The organism is Francisella adeliensis, from assembly GCF_003290445.1.
In the GTDB taxonomy this organism is placed as follows: Bacteria; Pseudomonadota; Gammaproteobacteria; order Francisellales; family Francisellaceae; genus Francisella; species Francisella adeliensis.
This window is the reverse complement of the sequence record NZ_CP021781.1, coordinates 1828451-1845707: the sequence shown is the minus strand read 5'-3', so window position 1 is coordinate 1845707 and position 17257 is coordinate 1828451. Positions and strand designations below refer to the sequence as shown.

The following is a 17257-nucleotide window of genomic DNA, read 5'->3' as shown; positions in this document are numbered from 1 at the left end:
CTTATTAGAGAATGAAAAGCTATAAAGGTATAAAGCCAGATATCAATGAATTATTGAGTTATCGTTATCGAGCAAAAGCCTTGAAGTTATTTGCTAATCAAAAAGTAAATTCAGTAAATGCTGGAAGTAAATCATCCAAGGCTAAAGGTCGTGGGATGGATTTTGATGAGGTTAGACATTATCAGCCTGGCGATGATATCAGGCTAATGCATTGGTCTTTAACAGCAAGACTAGGTAAGCCATATACAAAGGTCTATCATGAGGAAAGAGAGCGAACATTATACTTTGTAGTAGATCAAAGCACTACAATGAAGTTTGGTACACGAGAATGTTTTAAATCTGTAAAAGTTGCAAATGCTACAGCTTTAATTGGTTTTGGAGCATTAGAGGCTCATGAGAAAGTTGGCGGAGTGATTTTTGATGATGAGGGATATAGTTTTTATCCTGCTAAACAAGATAAATCAGCTCTAGTAAAAATATTAAATCATGTAACAATAGATAATAAACAACCTCAAATAAGCACTGATAAAGGTTTGGCTGATGCGTTAAAGTTTCTTTATGCGAAGGCTCGTAGTAATAGTGTGATAGTTGTAATGGGTGATTTTGATGGGTTTAATTCAGAAGCTAGACAATATTTAAAATTATTAGCTAAAAAAAATGAGATTATTAATATGTTTAGTTATGATCCATTAGAAAAAGAGTTGCCAGCGAAAGATATTTATAATTTTAGTGATGGTGAAGAAAGCTTAGTTTTTGATGCTGCAAATACTAGGCAGTATAAAGTTTATAAAGACATATATAATACTAGGCATAGTGCTATTAAAGATTTTTCACGCCAATACAAAATGGCATTTTTTGAGATGGCGACTAATGATGATTTGGTTAAAACAATAAATTATGGGGTGGCAGGGCATGCAACCTAATAATCTTCTTGAACAACTAAAGGATATTTACCTTCCTCAAGAGGTTTCTTCATGGTGGCCATTAGCTTATGGTTGGTGGGTTGTGTTTGGACTTATTATATTTGTAGGGGTATTGTTTCTAATCTATTTGCAAATTAGGAAAAGACAGAAGCAATATATTGAGAGTATTGTAGATGATTTTAAAGCTAGTGTTACTGATACATATACATCAAAGCCTAAAGAAGTTTTGCAAACCATTTCGGTCTATTTAAAACGCATTGCAATTCATAAGTTTCCAAAAGATGATATTAAATTATTATACGGACAAGACTGGGTTGATTATCTTAATTCAAAGACTAAAACCATTATGTTTGAAGGTATCGTTGCTGAAAATTTAGCAAATATTTATCGACCGGCTTCTTTAAGTGATAATGAGCTTGAAGCTGTAGTAGTGGCTAGTCAAACATGGATAAGGAGAGTTTTATGATAAACATAGAATATCCTTGGGTTTTTATCTTACTAATATTGCCATTAGTTTTTTACTGGATTATACCTCGTGCAAAAGCAGATAAGCAAGCAGCACTTAAAACGCCATTTTTTAAGCAAATACAGTCACAATTACCAACAAGTCTTGAAAGTAATTTTAAGAGAGCTAATTATTTTAAATATTTGTTGGCTACTATTTGGGTGCTTATTATCATTTCTGGTTCAGGACTGCAATGGCTTGGTAAACCTATGAGCTTACCACAGACAGGTCGAGACCTTATGATGGCTATAGATTTATCAGGAAGTATGGCTATTGAAGATATGAAAAAAGCTGACGGAAAATCAGAATCAAGGTTTGATCTTGTGATGCGAGTAGCTAATGAATTTTTAGATACCCGAAAAGGTGACAGGGTTGGACTAGTGCTGTTTGGTACAAAGGCTTATTTACAGACACCACTTACATTTGATATTCCTACGGTTAAAAAGATCCTTAACGACTCAAGTATAGCTTTACCTGGGCCACAAACAGCGATTGGTGATGCTATAGGTCTTTCTGTGAAAAAACTAATGCAATATCCTAGTGACTCAAAGGCTTTGGTGTTACTTACAGATGGTGAGAATAACTCTGGAACATTAAAGCCATTACAAGCAGCTGAAATAGCTAAAAAAACAGGTATTAAGATATATACCATTGGATTAGGTGGTGGGCAGATGGTGGTCAATACTGCATTTGGACAGAGATTAGTAAACACTTCTGAAGATCTTGATACCAGTGTACTAGAACAAATTGCAAAAATGACTGGCGGGAAATTTTTCAGAGCTCAGAATAGTAGTGATTTGCAAAAAGTTTATGAAGATATTGATAAGCTTGAACCTACAGAGTCTGACAAAACTGTAGTCAGACCAATAACTTATTTATACCCTTGGACTTTAGGTGGTGCATTAGTTATAAGCTATATAATCGCGTTACTATGGTTAAATCGTAGGAGCGCAAACTCTCATGGTTGATACACTTCATTTTATTCGCCCATGGTGGTTTTTAGCTCTTTTGCCGAGTGTTGTGATTGTATATTTACTAGTTAGATACTCTAGTAAATCAAACAACTGGTCAAAATACTGTGACCCACATTTACTTGAACATATAATTATCGGTAAAAGCTCAAAAGGTAAAAAACCATTGTTGCCAATATTTTTTCTTATAATTTGGAGTTTGTCGGTAGTAGCATTAGCTGGACCTAGTTGGAAGTATCAAGATATACCTATTTATCAAAAGAATATTTCTAGGGTTATAGCTTTAGATGTATCCCAATCTATGGATACTACAGATGTCTCACCAAGTAGGCTTGGGCTGGCTAAATATAAAATACTTGATATGCTCAAGAGAATTACAGAAGGTCAAGTCGGAATGATTGTTTTTTCAAGTGAACCTTTTGTAGTATCTCCACTTACTAGTGACTCTAAAACTATAGCAAATTTAGTAAAAGTTCTTAGTACGAGCATCGTTCCTGTAAAAGGGCACGATATGGCAAAAGCATTATCGAAATCATCTGAGCTTTTAACCCAAGGTGGTGCTGGTGAAGGACAAGTGGTGCTAATTACCGACTCTACACCAACAGGTAAGGCTATAGAACAGGCGACTAAACTAGCTCAAAAAGGTATAACTGTTGATGTGTATGCTATTGGTACACCAAAGGGTGGCATTGCTAAAGATAAAGATGGGGATTATATCAAAGATAGCTCCGGTAAGATTCAATATTTTGGGGTGAATTTACAAGGTTTAAGAAAGTTAGCCAAAGCTGGTGATGGGAAGCTTATCACTTTAACCGCTAATAATAATGATGTAAAAGCTTTGATACAAGATATTCAAAACGATGTGAAAACTAAAGAGTCAAAACAGTCATCAGCTAATACATTCTGGCAGGATGAAGGTGTTTATTTTATTTGGGCCTTAGGGTTACTAAGCGTGTTAGTGTTTAGAAGAGGGTTTTTGGAGAAGATATGTCGTTAAAAAAAATATTTTTACTTGCATTCTTTACTCCTTGTTTGGCATTAGCAAGCTGGAATGATGCTTGGCATACAAAAGATCAGCAAGGTAAAAACAATTTTGAACAAGGTGATTATAAAAATGCTGCTCAAAGCTTTGAAAATTCTAATTGGAAGGGAGCATCGTACTATAAAGCTAAAGATTTTCAAAATGCTTATAATGAGTTTAAAAAAGATAATACAGCTTCAGGACTTTATAACCAAGGCAATGCTCTAACACAGCTTGGCAAATATAAAGATGCGATAAAAGCGTATAATAAGGCTATTGAAGACAGACCTGATTTTGAAGATGCAAAAGCTAATCTTAAAATAGCAGAGGAACTTGATAAACAAAAAGATCAGAATAAAAACAATAATGATGATCAAAAAGATAATCAGGATAATCAAAAACAGAAAGATAAAGACAACAAAGACAACAAAGACAACAAAGACAACAAAGACAACAAAGACAACAAAGACAACAAAGACAACAAAGACAACAAAGACAACAAAGACAACAAAGACAACAAAGACAACAAAGACAACAAAGACAACAAAGACAACAAAGACAACAAAGACAACAAAGACAATAAAGACAATAAAGACAACAAAGACAACAAAGACAACAAAGACAATAAAGACAATAAAGACAACAAAGACAACAAAGACAATAAAGACAATAAAGACAATAAAGACAATAAAGACAATAAAAACGAACAAGATAAACAAAAGTCTAAAGATAATGATTCTCAAGCTCAGCAACAAGCTAGAGAGGATGAGTTAGATAAGCGAGAGGCAGATAAGCTTTTAGCTATGGTAGACGATGATCCTGGTGGATTATTAAGACATAAGTTTGCACGAGACTATCAAAGAATGACAGGAGCTAATCGTGAGAGTTAATTTTATGAAAAAAATTAGTGTTTTATTAGCATTAGTGCTTTTGAGTGTGAGTGTGAGTTTTGCTAAGGTTTCAGCATCAATAGATAGAACAGATATAGAAAATGGTGAGACTATAGAGTTGACTTTACATCTTGAAAACTTTAATACTCAGCCACAATTAGATGTTTTAGATAAAGATTTTACGGTATATAACACTAGTACAAACAGCAAGGTTTCCACGGTAAATGGTAAAACGACAGCAATATACGATATGATTGTTACTATTATGCCAGATAAAGCCGGTAAGCTTACTATTCCTGCTATTAGAGTAGGTAACCAATATACAAACCCGATTAATATCAAGGTTGATAAAGCATTAACCAGTGATGAGCAAAGTGAATATCAAGATATATTTGCTATTAGTACAATAGCTAGAACAAAAAGTTATGTAAATGTACCAGTTCTTTATACTCTAAAATTATACTATTCAACACCGATGCTTGGTATACAGCCAAAAGCATTTAAAATAAGAAATGCTGAGATGAAGCCGACAAGTCACCAAATATCTTATGAGAAAAGAATAAATGGTAAGCTTTATGAGGTAGCCGAACAGAGTTTTCTGATAATTCCTCATGTGACAGGTAAGTTATACGTGCCTCCGATGATTCTTGAGGCAACTTTATCTAAAGGTTTTGGACAGCTTGGGGTAAAAAAAGAAAGCATTCCAACCAAATCACATACGCTTTATGTTAAACCCATACCAAAAGATATTCGTATAAAAGATTGGTTTCCATCATCTGAAGTAACTATGAAAGATAACTGGTCAGATGATAAAAATGTTAAGGTAGGTAACTTACTAACAAGAACAGTAACTATTAAAGCACAAGGAGTATTAAGTACAGATATTCCAAAATTAGATTTTAGCTCAAATGATGATTTTAATGTTTATTCAGAAAAACCAAAGTTAGATGATATTGAGAAGAGTGGCAAACTTACTGGTACAGCAACATATACGGTTGGTTATATGCCAACTACAGAAGGTAAGTCAAAAGTGCCAAAGTTGGAGCTTAAATGGTTTGATATAGACACTCATAGATCAAAGATTGCTAGCATTCCAGTAAAAGATTTTGATGTTAAAAAGGGTAGTCTAGTAAATACGGATTTCTCAAGCTTATCACCACAAAAAGCTCAAATCGTAGAGAAGACTGTGGTTGATTATTATTGGCGAAATATTGCTATATTATTTATGGTTTTATGGGTTATTACACTACTATTACTTTTAAAATGTAAGTTATCTAAACCTAAACAAAAAAATAATAATGATAGCACCTCGAACTTAAATACAGTAAACCAATCGAGCTTTAAAGAAGTTAAGAAAGCTTGTGGTAAAAAAGATAAAGTTGCATTACAACAATCACTTATAGGTTGGGCAAGTGAGAAATATGATAAAGAAATATTCTCATTACTTGAGGTTGCTGAACTAATGCCTGAATTTAAAGCGCTGATAATAGGTTTGAATGCTTCAATATATGCAGATAAAGAGTTTAATCAGTATGCAGAGCTATTAGAAGAAATTAAAAAGGTAGCAAAATCTAATAAAAAAACAGATAATAAAAAGATTAAAGGACTTTACGAATAAAAAAATATGAAACTCTTTGTAACAGCAATTACGATAATTTTGTCAGTTTTTTTAGCTCAAGCTAAAAACTCTAAATCTGATACTAGTGATATAAAGCCCTCTGAAAAAGTTGTTTTAGTCACTGGTTTTGAAGCTTTTGATGGAGAGGGCGTTAACCCATCGTATCAAGCTGTCACCAAGTTGCCAGATAATATAGATAGTTACAAAATCATTAAAAAAGAACTACCTGTAAGTTTTAAGCAATCGACTAAGGCTTTGGATAAATACATCAATAAGTACAATCCTTCTATCATTTTGAATGTTGGTCAAGCTGGGGGTAGATCAAGCATATCTCTTGAGCGAGTGGCTATAAATGTTGACGATGCAAGAATCCCAGATAATGATGGAGCAAAGCCCGTAAATAAAGTCATATCTAAGAAAGGAGAAAATGCTTACTTTAGTAAGTTACCTATATATAAAATAAAAAAAGCTATAAACGCAAAGGGAATCCCAGTGATTATTTCAAATTCAGCTGGTACTTATGTTTGTAATCATATTATGTATGAGTTATTAAATCAACTAGCAAATAAATACCCAAATAAGATAGGTGGTTTTATCCATGTACCTTATAGTACTCAACAAGCTGTATCAAAAGATAATGAACCTAGTATGAGTATAGTTGATATGACAACAGCTATTGATACTGCAATAAAAGTTTCAATAAAGAGTCTGAGTAATAATGGATAAAAATCTCAAATATTACCTGGGCATATCATTATTTGTCATTTCATTTGTACCTTATATAATAGTTTTTGCGATTTTGCCATTTGTAAGTTTAGCAACAGCGACATATTTAGCTGTTTCATCAATTTTGCTGATAAGTGCGGAAGTTATATTTGTAATATCTGTGATGTTACTAGGTAAAACCATAGTTACGGCTATTAAAGATACTATAAAAAAAGTGTTTAAGAATGCTTTTAGCCAGCAAAAACCGATTAGTTATAAGAGATATATTATCGGAATGATAATGTTTTTTAGTAGTTTAGTTTATCCAACCATTTCAATGGAGCTTATATTATTGTTTGATAAAGCTAGACAGGTTGGTGAAGTAAATATGATGCTAATTTTATTTAGTGGTGATATTATTTTTATCGGAAGCTTTTTTGTTTTAGGTAGCGATTTTATTACAAAGTTAAAGCTAGCATTTAAATATGATGAGTCTTAATGTTTATAGCTTGTATACTTATTTTAAGTAAAAGCTTTAGTTTATTAAGATTTTAAAGAGGAGTTATGGAAGTAGAATTTAAAGTTTTGCAAACAAATAGTTTAGTGGATGTTTTGAACTATATTTGCACGCAGGTATCGGATAATTATATTACTAACAAAAGGTTAGCAATTTTAGCTCCAAGCGGTGTTGCAAAAGAGTTAGATGCTATTTTATGGCAAGCTGGACAAGAAAGTTTTATCCCACATTTTTGTGCATTAAATGCTAAGGAATATAATGTTTTCAAGGGTATCCCTATACTTATTACGGACAATGTGTTTATAGTAAACAATTTTGATGAGCTTATAAATATCATGGATATAGGGATAGATAAGGATAAAGTAAAAGTCGGTAAGCTAACAGAAGTAGTTTATCAAGATACTAAGGCTTTAGATGTTTCGCGTAAAAAGTATGTATTTTATAAAAAGCATGGTTTAGATATTCAATCTACTAAGGTTTGATTTTTAAGTAAATTAGCATAAGCACCAGGCCAAGAATTTTCAATTTTTATGGCGCCTACGGTTTTTTCATAAAACTCAGCTGGACCAACTGCTCCAATTATCGCATAAGCATAGCCTTTAAGCTTCATATCCATCATGCAAGCCTGCAATAAAGCTTTGCCAGTACCAAGGCCACGGGCAGATTGACTAACTCCTGTAGGGCCAAAGAAATTTAACATAGTGCTATCGTAGCAAGCAAAGCCTATAATTTTTTCATCTTTTATCGCAATAAAGATAGAGCATGGATTATTTGAAAAAGCTATATCTGCCTCATCTGCCCAAGCTTGAGCAAACTCTCTTTTTATCCAGTTAAGGACAACACTTTTTTCAGGAGCTAATGCTTTTCTGATTATAATATTTTTCTTGGCTTGTTGCGAAATACATTCAAGATTAAGTTCTAAATCATAGAGTTTAACTAGCATATCAAAATGAGACATAGGTTTGAATTGTTGGTAAGTGTTTATAGTATATTTTATACATTTATTACTTAAACTTACAAACTAGCTAAGATTATATTTCCAATAAACTATAAAAATGATTATATTTGGTGTAGGCGTTATATTTTTTAACTATCAAAATGAAAAAAACTTTAAATACTAAAACCCCTTGGTTATGGGTGCCAACTACATTTTTTATGGAAGGCTTACCTGCAAGCATGATTATGCTTGTGTTAGCGATAATGTACAAAAACCTCGGAGTTTCTAATCTTGAAATTACTCTTTATACGGGGTCAATGGTTTTGCCTTGGGTCATTAAACCACTTTGGGCATCATTGATTGACTCTATACGCACTACAAGATGGTGGATATATGCTATGCAAATTTTTGTGGGTCTTGCATTTATAATCATGTCATTGTCTTTAAAAACACAACATTTTTTATTATTCAGCTTGACTGCAGGTTGGTTTATAGCATTTATGTCATCTAGTCATGATATTGCTACAGATGGTTTTTATATTCAAAATCTCTCTCCAGAGCAGCAATCGTATTTTATAGGGATGCAGTCGGCAGCCTATAATATTGGCAAAGTTTTTGCTACAGGGCTTATATTAATGCTTTGTGGGGTTCTCTATAGCATAAATAATGATTATGTTGTTAGCTGGAGTATTTGTTTGGTTCTAGTAGGCTGTGTATGTATCATCATGGGTATTTATCATCGAAAAATCTTACCGGAGCAACCAGTTTCAGAAAAGAAAAATACTAAAGAAACTCTTAGAAATTTTATTGATGTTTATAAGACATTTTTTTTAATTAAAAACTTATGGATTGGTTTAGCATTTATTTTTTTGTTCAAGTTTTCAGAAAGCATGATCGGGGCAATACTACCATTATTTATGATTGACACTCATCAAAATGGGGGACTAAATTTAGGCAATACATTTACGGGTTTTGCCTATGGAACTATATCTCCTGTAGCTATTATACTTGGTGGCTTTGTGGGTGGGTACTATATTTATCGTAAAGGTTTTGGTAGTACTATATATACAATGTTTGTATTAGTCAATTTACCGCATATTCTCTATGTTCTTCTAGCATATTTTCAGGTAAATGATCATATCGTAGTTATTTTATGTGTTTTTGTTGAGCAATTTAGTTTTAGTTTAGGGCTTACTGCAGCTATGCTTTTTTGTTATTTCATGGTGAAAGATAGTTCACATAAAACGGCTCATTATGCCTTTATATCAGGAGTACTTCTTCTGGGTAGAATGATACCAGTAATGATAAGCGGAGCTATTGAAAGCTCAGTCGGGTATACGATGTTTTTTATTATAACGATAATCTTAGCATTACCAGTTGTATTAATACTTCCAAAGGTTAAAGCTATGTTAGGAGACTATGGTAAAACACATGCTAAGGAGCGAAAGTTAGGCTAGCAATGTACTTAGGCCTTAACCTTTAAACCCTTGAGCTACTACATAAATTTCTCTTGATCTAGGTCGAGATGATTTTGGCTTGAACTGTGTAACCTTATTGAAGCATTCTTTAACTTGCTTGATATATTCATCACTACCTTGTCCTTGGAAAAGCTTAACAACAAAGCTACCATTACTGACAAGGTTATCTTTAGCAAAGTCTAATGCTAGCTCTAGCAGATGTATCGATTTAGCTTGATCAGATGTTTTATTACCACTCATATTTGGAGCCATATCACTAACTATTGAGTCTATCTTTTTTCCTTCAACAAGAGAGTTTAATTGTTCAAATGTATCATCACTAGAGAAGTCACCTTGTATAAAATCAACTCCTGCAATCGGAGGCATATCGAGCAAATCAAGAGCTATCAGCTTACCATTTTGCCCTATATATTTTACAATATGTTCAGACCAACCTCCAGGTGCAGCACCTAAATCTACCACAAACATATTTGGTTTTATGAGTTTATATTTTTCTTGAATCTCTATGATTTTAAAGCTTGCACGCGATCTATAACCTAGTTTTTTAGCTTCTGCGACAAAGTGGTCAGAATCATGCTCTTGCACCCAACGCTTACTACTTGCGGTCTTTACCATGAATATATTTATGTTAAATTTTTATAGAGAGATTTTACTGTTTTTAACTAGTAAATAGTAGTATTTCAAACTATAAAATTAATGATTTTACTAGGTTATATTTGTTATAATTATCGTGTAATTATTGATTTATGGGTACTTGAATGAAAAAAATATTAGCTTTGAGCTCTTTAATAGTATTGTTAGCATCTTGTAATATTGATGAAGCAATTCAAGATAACATAGATCATTATCATCGACTTTCTAGAGATGAAAATATTAAGGAAGAGTCATTTAGTAAAGATACAAATACTATCGAAGGAATGAGATTTTTAACTGCTAATAAGCCAGATAAAACTATGGATTTCGATGGAGTGAATTTTGATGAGAGGTATAATGATTTAGTTAAATTTTTAGATAAAGAAGGATATAAAATAGTTGTAAATGATAAATTACATAATGTTGCTACTATAATTGCAGAAGTAAACAAACCTATGCCTAATATGAAATATATTGGCATTGAGATGGAACAAAATAGTAGATTAAAACAAACTGTTTATAACTTTGTTTACGGAAATAATAAGTTTTTAGCCCATAAGCTTTATGAAGATTATAAAAAAAGTTTAGAAGAACCTAAAAAGACGGGTGAAAATATTAACAAATCAGACAAATCAGACAAATCAGACAAATCAGACAAATCAGACAAATCAGACAAATCAGACAAATCAGACAAATCAGACAAATCAGACAAATCAGATATTAAGGCTTCTTCGTAAAGAAAGAGCTTAGTATTAGAAGTATTACACCGCAAGTTATAGCTGAATCTGCAATATTAAAAGCAGGCCAATGATAACTATCTATATGAAAATCTAGAAAATCAATCACAAAACCTCTAAAAGCTCTGTCATAGAAATTACCCAAAGCTCCGCCTAATATCATTGCAAAAGAAAAAAGGTTTAATTTGGCAGTTATTGGTTGTTTGATGATAAGGTAAATCAAAATTATAGCTGCGATCATTGAGATGCAAGCAAACATAATAAGCTGCCAAGAGGTTTGGTCATTACTTAAAAAGCTAAATGCAGCTCCATGGTTATATAAAAGTGTCAGATTAAAGAAACTAGTTATCTTATAAGGCTGAGCAAAGTTTAGATGTGTGTTTGCATAGTGCTTAGAGCATAAGTCAACAGCTATAATAACTATAGCTACGATAAAATACTTAAGCTTTGGTTTAAGCGAATTCACGAGACTCTCCTGATTCAGTCGTTATATTTTCCACGCAACGTGAACAAATATCTGGATGCTCAGAATTTTCACCAACACTAGCACTACGATGCCAGCATCTTTCACACTTAGTTTCTTCTAGTTTTTCTATATCGATATATAATCCAGGTATAGTTGACTCAACTGCTGAAGATGTTTTATCATCTATCGACTTAAGTTCGGCTTGTGAAGATATAAGCAAGAATCTAAGTTCATTTTGTAATTTGTTTAATAACGCCATATTTGTCGAATCTACAAAAAGAGTGATTTTGGCTTCAAGAGATGCTTTGATAAGGTCTTCGTTTCTTTTTAGTTCTAAGACTCTATTTACTTCTGAACGGATGTTTTGTGTTTTCGCCCAGAACTCTATGCCTAATTCATCATTAGTCGAGAAAGTATTTAAACCATCGTACCATTCGCATAATTGAATCGGTAAGTCTGTAGTTTTTGGTGTAGCTTCCCAAATCTCATCAGCAGTGTATGAAAGTATTGGAGCTATCCATCTAACTAATGCTTGTACAATATGATAAATAGCTGTTTGAGCAGACTTGCGAGGTTGACCGTCAGCTTTTGCTGTGTACTGTCTGTCTTTGATTACATCAAGATAGAAGCTACCCATTTCTACAGAGCAGAAGTGATGTATCAACTGTGCGACAGTATGAGTTTGATAGCCGTTATAGGCTTCAATAATCTTGTCTTGGAACTCTTTAGTTTTTGCAACAGCCCATTGATCAAGTTTTACAAGCTTATCAAACTCGATAATATCTGTATCAGGATTAAAACCATTTAGGTTAGATAGTAAAAATCTTGCAGTATTACGCAATCTTCTATAGGTATCCGCAGTACGCTTTAAAATTTCATCAGATACAGCCATTTCACTTCTATAATCCGCTGATGCAGTCCATAGGCGTAATATATCTGCACCCAAGGTATTATAAATATCTTGTGGAGATGTTACATTCCCAAGAGATTTAGACATTTTTCGGCCATTTTCATCAACAACGAAACCATGAGTTAAAACTTCTTTGAAAGGCTTCTGGTTTTTAGCCGATAAACCTACTAAAAGTGAGGTTTGGAACCAGCCACGATGCTGATCAGAACCTTCTAAGTATAGGTCTGCAGGATAGCTAAGATTTGTATCTTTATCGAGTAGGCACATGTTAGATGAACCAGAGTCAAACCAGACATCTAAAGTATCCGTTACTGATTTGTATTTATCTGTGTCTTCTACAAACTCGCTATCATCAGCGTTAAACCAAGCTTCTACGCCACCTTTTTCTATCTTTTGAGCTACTTTTTCAAGTATAGCTGTAGTATCTGGATGCAACTCTTCTGTATCTCTATTAATAAATAGCGGTAGAGGCACTCCCCAAGTTCTTTGGCGAGAAATACACCAGTCTGGCCTATCTTTAAGCATACCTTCAATACGGGTTTCGCCCCAAGCAGGAATCCATTTTGTGTCTTTCACTGCTTTTAAAGCATTGTCGCGTAAATGCTCTTTTTCCATGCTAATAAACCATTGAGGTGTAGCTCGGAACATTAGTGGAGTTTTGTGACGCCAACAGTGTGGGTAGCTGTGTTTTAGTTTGTCAAAATTCATTAGGCGTTTTTTCTCGCCTAAAAGCTCAACGATCATATCGTTTGCTTTAAAGATGAACTCACCAGCAAAAAGAGGAGTGTTATCAGAGTAACAACCATTACCCTTAACAAAAGTTTCCATTGATAAATCGTGTTCTTTACCAAGTGTGAAATCCTCGACACCATGAGTTGGGGCAGTATGTACCATACCAGTACCAGAGTCAGCTGTTACATGGTCACCATGAAGTATAGGGACATGTCTACTATAGAAAGGGTGCTCAGCTATTATACCTACTAGCTTGTCACCATTTGTAGTAGCAATTACACTAGCATCTTCAATCGCGTACCTTTTTAGAGTGGCTTCAACTAGGTTTTCAGCCAGGATTATGTAGTTATTTTCTAGTTTTACTAGGCTATAGTTTAGCTCATTGTGTACAGCAATAGCTTGGTTAGCTGGAAGTGTCCAAGGAGTAGTAGTCCATATAATTGCAAAAGCTTCATGATTTAATGAATCAAAACCAAATGCTTTAGCTAGTTTATCATGGTCTTTGATTTTAAACTTAACATCTATAGCCGGAGATACTTTATCTGCATACTCAACCTCAGCCTCAGCTAAAGCTGAACCACAAGCAGTACACCAATGTACCGGTTTAAAACCTTTATTTAGATGACCATTCTCAACAATTTTTGCTAGAGTTCTAATCATATTAGCTTCATAGTCAAAATTCATTGTAAGGCAAGCATTATCCCAATCGCTTAATACGCCAAGTCTTTTGAAGTCTTTCTTTTGAAGTTCGACTTGTTTTTTAGCGTATTTACGACACTCTTTTCTAAAAGCATCTTCAGATATTTTTTGTCCAGCTTTACCATGTTTTTTCTCAACTTGTAATTCAATTGGTAGGCCGTGACAGTCCCAAGTTGGGATATATGGCGTATCAAAACCACTTAGAGCTTTAGATTTGATTATTATGTCTTTTAGAATCTTGTTGACAGCGTGGCCAACATGGATATTACCATTTGCATAAGGAGGGCCGTCGTGAAGAATAAACTTATCACGCCCAGCAAAATGCTCACGCATTTTCTTATAAATTCCACTTTTTTCCCATTTGTTTAGAATCATGGGTTCTTTATTTGCTAAGTTGCCCTTCATTGAAAAGCTAGTTTTTGGGAGATTTAGCGTACTTTTGTAGTCACTCATGGGAATTTCCTTCAGATTTTTGAATCGGTTAAATTTTTAGAAAATAAATTACTTAGTGCAGATTATAAAGCACATTGATAATTATGTTAATACTTCTTTGTGTACAAAATGATTTTATAGGTATTTAATTGTGAAAATTAAGGTATATATCTGTTTGAAAAATATTTTTACCAACTGATAAATTATAGTTTTGCAATCATGGCTTTTGCAGTTTGAACATCGCTGGCTATTTGGTCTTTTAGCTCATCAAAGTTAGCAAATTTTCTTTCTGCTCTGATGAAGCCAATAATTTCTACAGTAATATATTTTTTATAAATATCTTGATCAAAGTCGAAAAGATGTGTTTCAAGTAGATTATTTTTGCCATCTACTGTTGGGCGAGTTCCAGCGTTAGTTACACCATAGTAGTAAGCCTTATCAATAAAAGTTTTTGTTAGAAATACTCCTTTTAAGACTGAGTTTTTTGGAAGTTTTAAGTTTGCTGTGTGAAAACCAATCTTTCTACCATTTTGTTGGCCATGAATCACACGACCATTAATTTTATAGTTTTCACCCAAAAGTTCATGTATTTTTCTTAAATCATGGTTTTCAAAAGATTTACGAATATCTGTGCTGCTTATACGGTGATTATCTAAATTTAAGGTCGAGATTTTATCTACAGTAAAGTCTTTTTCTTTTGAAAGAGTTTCTAATAGTTTAAAATCACCTTTGCGATTTTTACCAAATTTAAAATCATCACCTATAATGATGTGCTTTACATTAAGTTTTTGTATTAAAAAGTTGATGAAATCTTCTGCTTCGATATTTGCGAATTTTTGATTAAATTTTTGGCAAATGACATTGTCAATTCCAGCTTTTTTGATGTTTAAAATCTTATTGCGAAAATTATTAATTCTTGATGGCGATTTATTTCCCATAAAAAATTCCTTGGGAAGAGGCTCAAAAAATAAAATGAAAGGTTTGAGATTGTTTTTTGCGGCAATACTTTTAAGTTTTTTGATAATGCTTTGGTGACCTAAATGTACGCCATCAAAAGAGCCTATAGCTATTGCTGCTGGAACTGTATTATTCATTTTTTTAAAATGTGTAGTTATTTTCATAGCAAAAAAGGCTGATATCTATTTTTAAATGAGAAATTATTGGCTATAGTATTCATTTTTTGTTGAAAAAAAGCAACCACTGTTACATACTTGTTAGTTAGATGTTTTATTATACTAAAATTTAACCTAAGTAATTAATCATGCAACCAGCAAAAAGAACTAAAAGAATCAGAAAACTGCGCAATCAAAAGGGTAAGGTTTTCGCTATTGAAACGAACCTTACAGGTAGGCAACTTCTTAATAACCGAGTTTTAAACAAAGATGTAGCATTTTCACAAGAAGAAAGGCTTGCTTTTAATCTTATGGGGTATCTACCTGAGAAAGTTGAAAACCTAGATGAGCAGGCGACTCGTGTTAGAAGGCAAATGAATCTTAAAAATTCGTCACTTGAAAAGTATGTGTTTTTAAACAGACTACATGATTTGAATACGACGCTTTTTTACTACTTCGTGCGTGAAAATTTAGAAGAAATTATGCCGATTATTTATACGCCAACAGTTGGTGAAGCGGTTCAAAAATATAGTAGTCAATTTAGGAAACAAAACGGTTTATTTATATCTATAAACCATAAAAGATATATTGGTCAAATTCTCGAAAGATACGATTATAACAGCATAGACCTTATTCTTGTAACAGATGGTGAAGCTGTACTTGGGATAGGAGATCAAGGTATAGGTGGAATGAATATCAGTATCGGTAAGATTATGGTATATGTTGCTGCAAGTGGTATTGACCCAGCTAGGGTATTACCGATTCAGCTTGACATGGGTACAAATAATGATGCTTTACTAAATGCTCCAGGGTATTTGGGTGTTCGTTTACCAAGAGTCTCAGGTGAAACTTATGATGAGTTTATAGAAGAGTTTGTAGTTCAAGCTAAAAATAGATTCCCAAATGTGTTTTTGCACTGGGAAGATATTGGTCGTGATAATGCTACTCGTATTCTTGAGAAATATAAAGAAAGGCTTTGTACTTTTAATGATGATATTGAAGGCACAGGGATTGTGGCAGCTGCGAACTGTATAGCTGCAGTTAAGACAATTAGTACTCTTAAAATAAACTCAGGTGAAATCACTACAGAAGAAGCTTTAGGCTCTATCTGTGATATAAACATCGTAATTTGTGGTGCTGGTAGTGCTGGCTGTGGTATTGCAAGGCAGTTAGCTGATGTAATTGCTGACAGAGCGGGAATTAGTGTAGAAGATGCTAATAAGAATATTTATCTTGTAGATAGATATGGTCTTGTAAATGATAAATTAAGAGCAAAACGAATTACTCCAGAGCAAAAACCTTTTGTGAAAACTGGTGAGCAACTGAAAGGTTGGAAGGTTGAGGATTCTAGCTATATAACTCTTACAGATGTAGTTAAGAACTCAAAAACAGATATTCTTATCGGAACATCAGGCCAACCAGGTACATTTACTGAAGAGATTATTAAAGATATGGTTAAGCATAATGATTATCCTATTATTATGCCATTATCGAATCCAACTTCTTTATGTGAAGCTTTACCTGAAGACATTATTAAATGGACAGATGGAAAGGCACTAATTGCTGCAGGCAGCCCATTCCCAGATGTTGAGTATAAAGGTAGAGAGTACCGTATATCTCAAGGTAATAACGCATTTATCTTCCCAGGTTTAGGACTTGGTTCTGTTGCAGTGCATGCTAAAGTACTTACAAAAGGTATGATTAGGGCAGCATGTTATAGACTTAGTGAATTATCACCGATGGTTATAAGTGAAGATATTACAGAGCCATTGCTAGCTAAGATCACAGATTTAGTAGCTGTTTCTAAAGAAATTACAAAGGCTGTAGCTAAGCAAGCAGTTCTTGAAGGTGTACATGGTGTTGATATAGATCTAGAAGACCTAGAAGAGGGTGAATTAGAAGAAGAAATTGATAAGCTTATTAGTTTGTCATCTTGGACTCCAACATACGCACCTTATATGCCAATCTAAA

At 33.4% G+C, this 17257-nt stretch carries 17 protein-coding genes; 12 read left to right on the top strand and 5 right to left on the bottom strand.

Translation table 11 applies throughout. The features are described 5' to 3' along the window. Positions 1–11: 11 nt before the first annotated feature. From CDH04_RS08800 to CDH04_RS08760, 9 genes are all read left to right on the top strand, one after another. Complete coding sequence (locus CDH04_RS08800) at positions 12–923, top strand: DUF58 domain-containing protein (RefSeq protein WP_112870660.1); 912 nt, start codon at positions 12–14, stop codon at positions 921–923. Next, on the top strand, positions 913–1389 hold the full coding sequence (locus CDH04_RS08795) for a DUF4381 domain-containing protein (RefSeq protein ID WP_162699226.1): 477 nt from the start codon (positions 913–915) through the stop codon (positions 1387–1389). Before CDH04_RS08800 ends, CDH04_RS08795 begins: the two co-directional genes overlap by 11 nt. Then, entirely contained in the window at positions 1386–2396 is a 1011-nt protein-coding gene (locus CDH04_RS08790) for a VWA domain-containing protein (RefSeq protein WP_162699225.1), read from the top strand. Before CDH04_RS08795 ends, CDH04_RS08790 begins: the two co-directional genes overlap by 4 nt. Then, the gene (locus CDH04_RS08785; RefSeq protein ID WP_112870657.1) at positions 2389–3396 is read left to right on the top strand and encodes a vWA domain-containing protein; all 1008 of its coding nucleotides are present in this window, start codon (positions 2389–2391) and stop codon (positions 3394–3396) included. Before CDH04_RS08790 ends, CDH04_RS08785 begins: the two co-directional genes overlap by 8 nt. Further along, a complete protein-coding gene (locus CDH04_RS08780; RefSeq protein ID WP_112870656.1) occupies positions 3387–4310 on the top strand; it encodes a tetratricopeptide repeat protein in 924 nt (307 codons plus the stop codon). The genes CDH04_RS08785 and CDH04_RS08780 overlap by 10 nt, the downstream gene beginning before the upstream one ends. Positions 4311–4314: 4 nt before the next feature. Continuing rightward, positions 4315–5928, top strand: coding sequence for a BatD family protein (locus CDH04_RS08775; protein WP_112870939.1), 1614 nt, complete (start codon positions 4315–4317; stop codon positions 5926–5928). A gap of 6 nt (positions 5929–5934) precedes the next feature. Next, a complete protein-coding gene (pcp, locus tag CDH04_RS08770; RefSeq protein ID WP_112870655.1) occupies positions 5935–6654 on the top strand; it encodes a pyroglutamyl-peptidase I in 720 nt (239 codons plus the stop codon). After that, positions 6647–7132 carry a transporter suffix domain-containing protein gene (locus tag CDH04_RS08765; protein ID WP_112870654.1) on the top strand — a complete coding sequence of 162 codons (486 nt, stop codon included), beginning with the start codon at positions 6647–6649 and terminating at the stop codon, positions 7130–7132. Before pcp ends, CDH04_RS08765 begins: the two co-directional genes overlap by 8 nt. A 65-nt stretch (positions 7133–7197) precedes the next feature. Beyond that, the gene (locus tag CDH04_RS08760; protein ID WP_112870653.1) at positions 7198–7632 is read left to right on the top strand and encodes a DNA polymerase III subunit chi; all 435 of its coding nucleotides are present in this window, start codon (positions 7198–7200) and stop codon (positions 7630–7632) included. On the opposite strand, the gene CDH04_RS08755 is transcribed toward CDH04_RS08760, so the two are convergent. Next, positions 7614–8108 (bottom strand): GNAT family N-acetyltransferase, encoded by a 495-nt coding sequence (locus tag CDH04_RS08755; RefSeq protein ID WP_112870652.1) that lies wholly within the window; start codon positions 8106–8108, stop codon positions 7614–7616. The two genes, CDH04_RS08760 and CDH04_RS08755, sit on opposite strands and share 19 nt — an antisense overlap. A 140-nt stretch (positions 8109–8248) precedes the next feature. On the opposite strand from CDH04_RS08755, the gene CDH04_RS08750 reads away from it, so the two are divergent. Beyond that, positions 8249–9544, top strand: a complete 1296-nt coding sequence (locus CDH04_RS08750; RefSeq protein WP_112870651.1) for an MFS transporter — start codon at positions 8249–8251, stop codon at positions 9542–9544. Between the two features lie 15 nt (positions 9545–9559). Here CDH04_RS08750 and rlmE read toward each other — a convergent pair whose 3' ends face one another. Further along, a complete protein-coding gene (gene rlmE, locus CDH04_RS08745; RefSeq protein ID WP_112870650.1) occupies positions 9560–10180 on the bottom strand; it encodes a 23S rRNA (uridine(2552)-2'-O)-methyltransferase RlmE in 621 nt (206 codons plus the stop codon). A 143-nt stretch (positions 10181–10323) separates the two neighbouring features. Between rlmE and CDH04_RS08740 the strand changes: the two genes are divergently transcribed. Next, positions 10324–10935, top strand: coding sequence for a hypothetical protein (locus CDH04_RS08740; protein ID WP_234393453.1), 612 nt, complete (start codon positions 10324–10326; stop codon positions 10933–10935). On the opposite strand, the gene lspA is transcribed toward CDH04_RS08740, so the two are convergent. The 3 genes from lspA to ribF all read right to left on the bottom strand — a co-directional run bounded on the left by lspA (position 10919) and on the right by ribF (position 15295). Continuing rightward, entirely contained in the window at positions 10919–11401 is a 483-nt protein-coding gene (gene lspA, locus CDH04_RS08735) for a signal peptidase II (RefSeq protein WP_112870649.1), read from the bottom strand. The two genes, CDH04_RS08740 and lspA, sit on opposite strands and share 17 nt — an antisense overlap. Continuing rightward, positions 11388–14195, bottom strand: coding sequence for an isoleucine--tRNA ligase (gene ileS / locus CDH04_RS08730; RefSeq protein ID WP_112870648.1), 2808 nt, complete (start codon positions 14193–14195; stop codon positions 11388–11390). The genes lspA and ileS overlap by 14 nt, the downstream gene beginning before the upstream one ends. A gap of 182 nt (positions 14196–14377) precedes the next feature. Further along, the gene (ribF, locus tag CDH04_RS08725) at positions 14378–15295 is read right to left on the bottom strand and encodes a bifunctional riboflavin kinase/FAD synthetase (protein ID WP_112870647.1); all 918 of its coding nucleotides are present in this window, start codon (positions 15293–15295) and stop codon (positions 14378–14380) included. A gap of 140 nt (positions 15296–15435) precedes the next feature. Here ribF and CDH04_RS08720 point away from each other — a divergent pair, with 140 nt between their 5' ends. After that, positions 15436–17256: an NAD-dependent malic enzyme gene (locus CDH04_RS08720; RefSeq protein ID WP_112870646.1), complete on the top strand. Its 1821-nt coding sequence runs from the start codon at positions 15436–15438 to the stop codon at positions 17254–17256. The last annotated feature ends 1 nt before the right edge of the window (position 17257 follow it).

Coding starts and splice junctions, on each gene's coding strand:
- CDH04_RS08800 (WP_112870660.1), top strand. CDS start 12: ATGAAAAGCTATAAAGGTATAAAGCCAGATATCAATGAATTATTGAGT.
- CDH04_RS08795 (WP_162699226.1), top strand. CDS start 913: ATGCAACCTAATAATCTTCTTGAACAACTAAAGGATATTTACCTTCCT.
- CDH04_RS08790 (WP_162699225.1), top strand. CDS start 1,386: ATGATAAACATAGAATATCCTTGGGTTTTTATCTTACTAATATTGCCA.
- CDH04_RS08785 (WP_112870657.1), top strand. CDS start 2,389: ATGGTTGATACACTTCATTTTATTCGCCCATGGTGGTTTTTAGCTCTT.
- CDH04_RS08780 (WP_112870656.1), top strand. CDS start 3,387: ATGTCGTTAAAAAAAATATTTTTACTTGCATTCTTTACTCCTTGTTTG.
- CDH04_RS08775 (WP_112870939.1), top strand. CDS start 4,315: ATGAAAAAAATTAGTGTTTTATTAGCATTAGTGCTTTTGAGTGTGAGT.
- pcp (WP_112870655.1), top strand. CDS start 5,935: ATGAAACTCTTTGTAACAGCAATTACGATAATTTTGTCAGTTTTTTTA.
- CDH04_RS08765 (WP_112870654.1), top strand. CDS start 6,647: ATGGATAAAAATCTCAAATATTACCTGGGCATATCATTATTTGTCATT.
- CDH04_RS08760 (WP_112870653.1), top strand. CDS start 7,198: ATGGAAGTAGAATTTAAAGTTTTGCAAACAAATAGTTTAGTGGATGTT.
- CDH04_RS08755 (WP_112870652.1), bottom strand. CDS start 8,108: ATGTCTCATTTTGATATGCTAGTTAAACTCTATGATTTAGAACTTAAT.
- CDH04_RS08750 (WP_112870651.1), top strand. CDS start 8,249: ATGAAAAAAACTTTAAATACTAAAACCCCTTGGTTATGGGTGCCAACT.
- rlmE (WP_112870650.1), bottom strand. CDS start 10,180: ATGGTAAAGACCGCAAGTAGTAAGCGTTGGGTGCAAGAGCATGATTCT.
- CDH04_RS08740 (WP_234393453.1), top strand. CDS start 10,324: ATGAAAAAAATATTAGCTTTGAGCTCTTTAATAGTATTGTTAGCATCT.
- ileS (WP_112870648.1), bottom strand. CDS start 14,195: ATGAGTGACTACAAAAGTACGCTAAATCTCCCAAAAACTAGCTTTTCA.
- ribF (WP_112870647.1), bottom strand. CDS start 15,295: ATGAAAATAACTACACATTTTAAAAAAATGAATAATACAGTTCCAGCA.
- CDH04_RS08720 (WP_112870646.1), top strand. CDS start 15,436: ATGCAACCAGCAAAAAGAACTAAAAGAATCAGAAAACTGCGCAATCAA.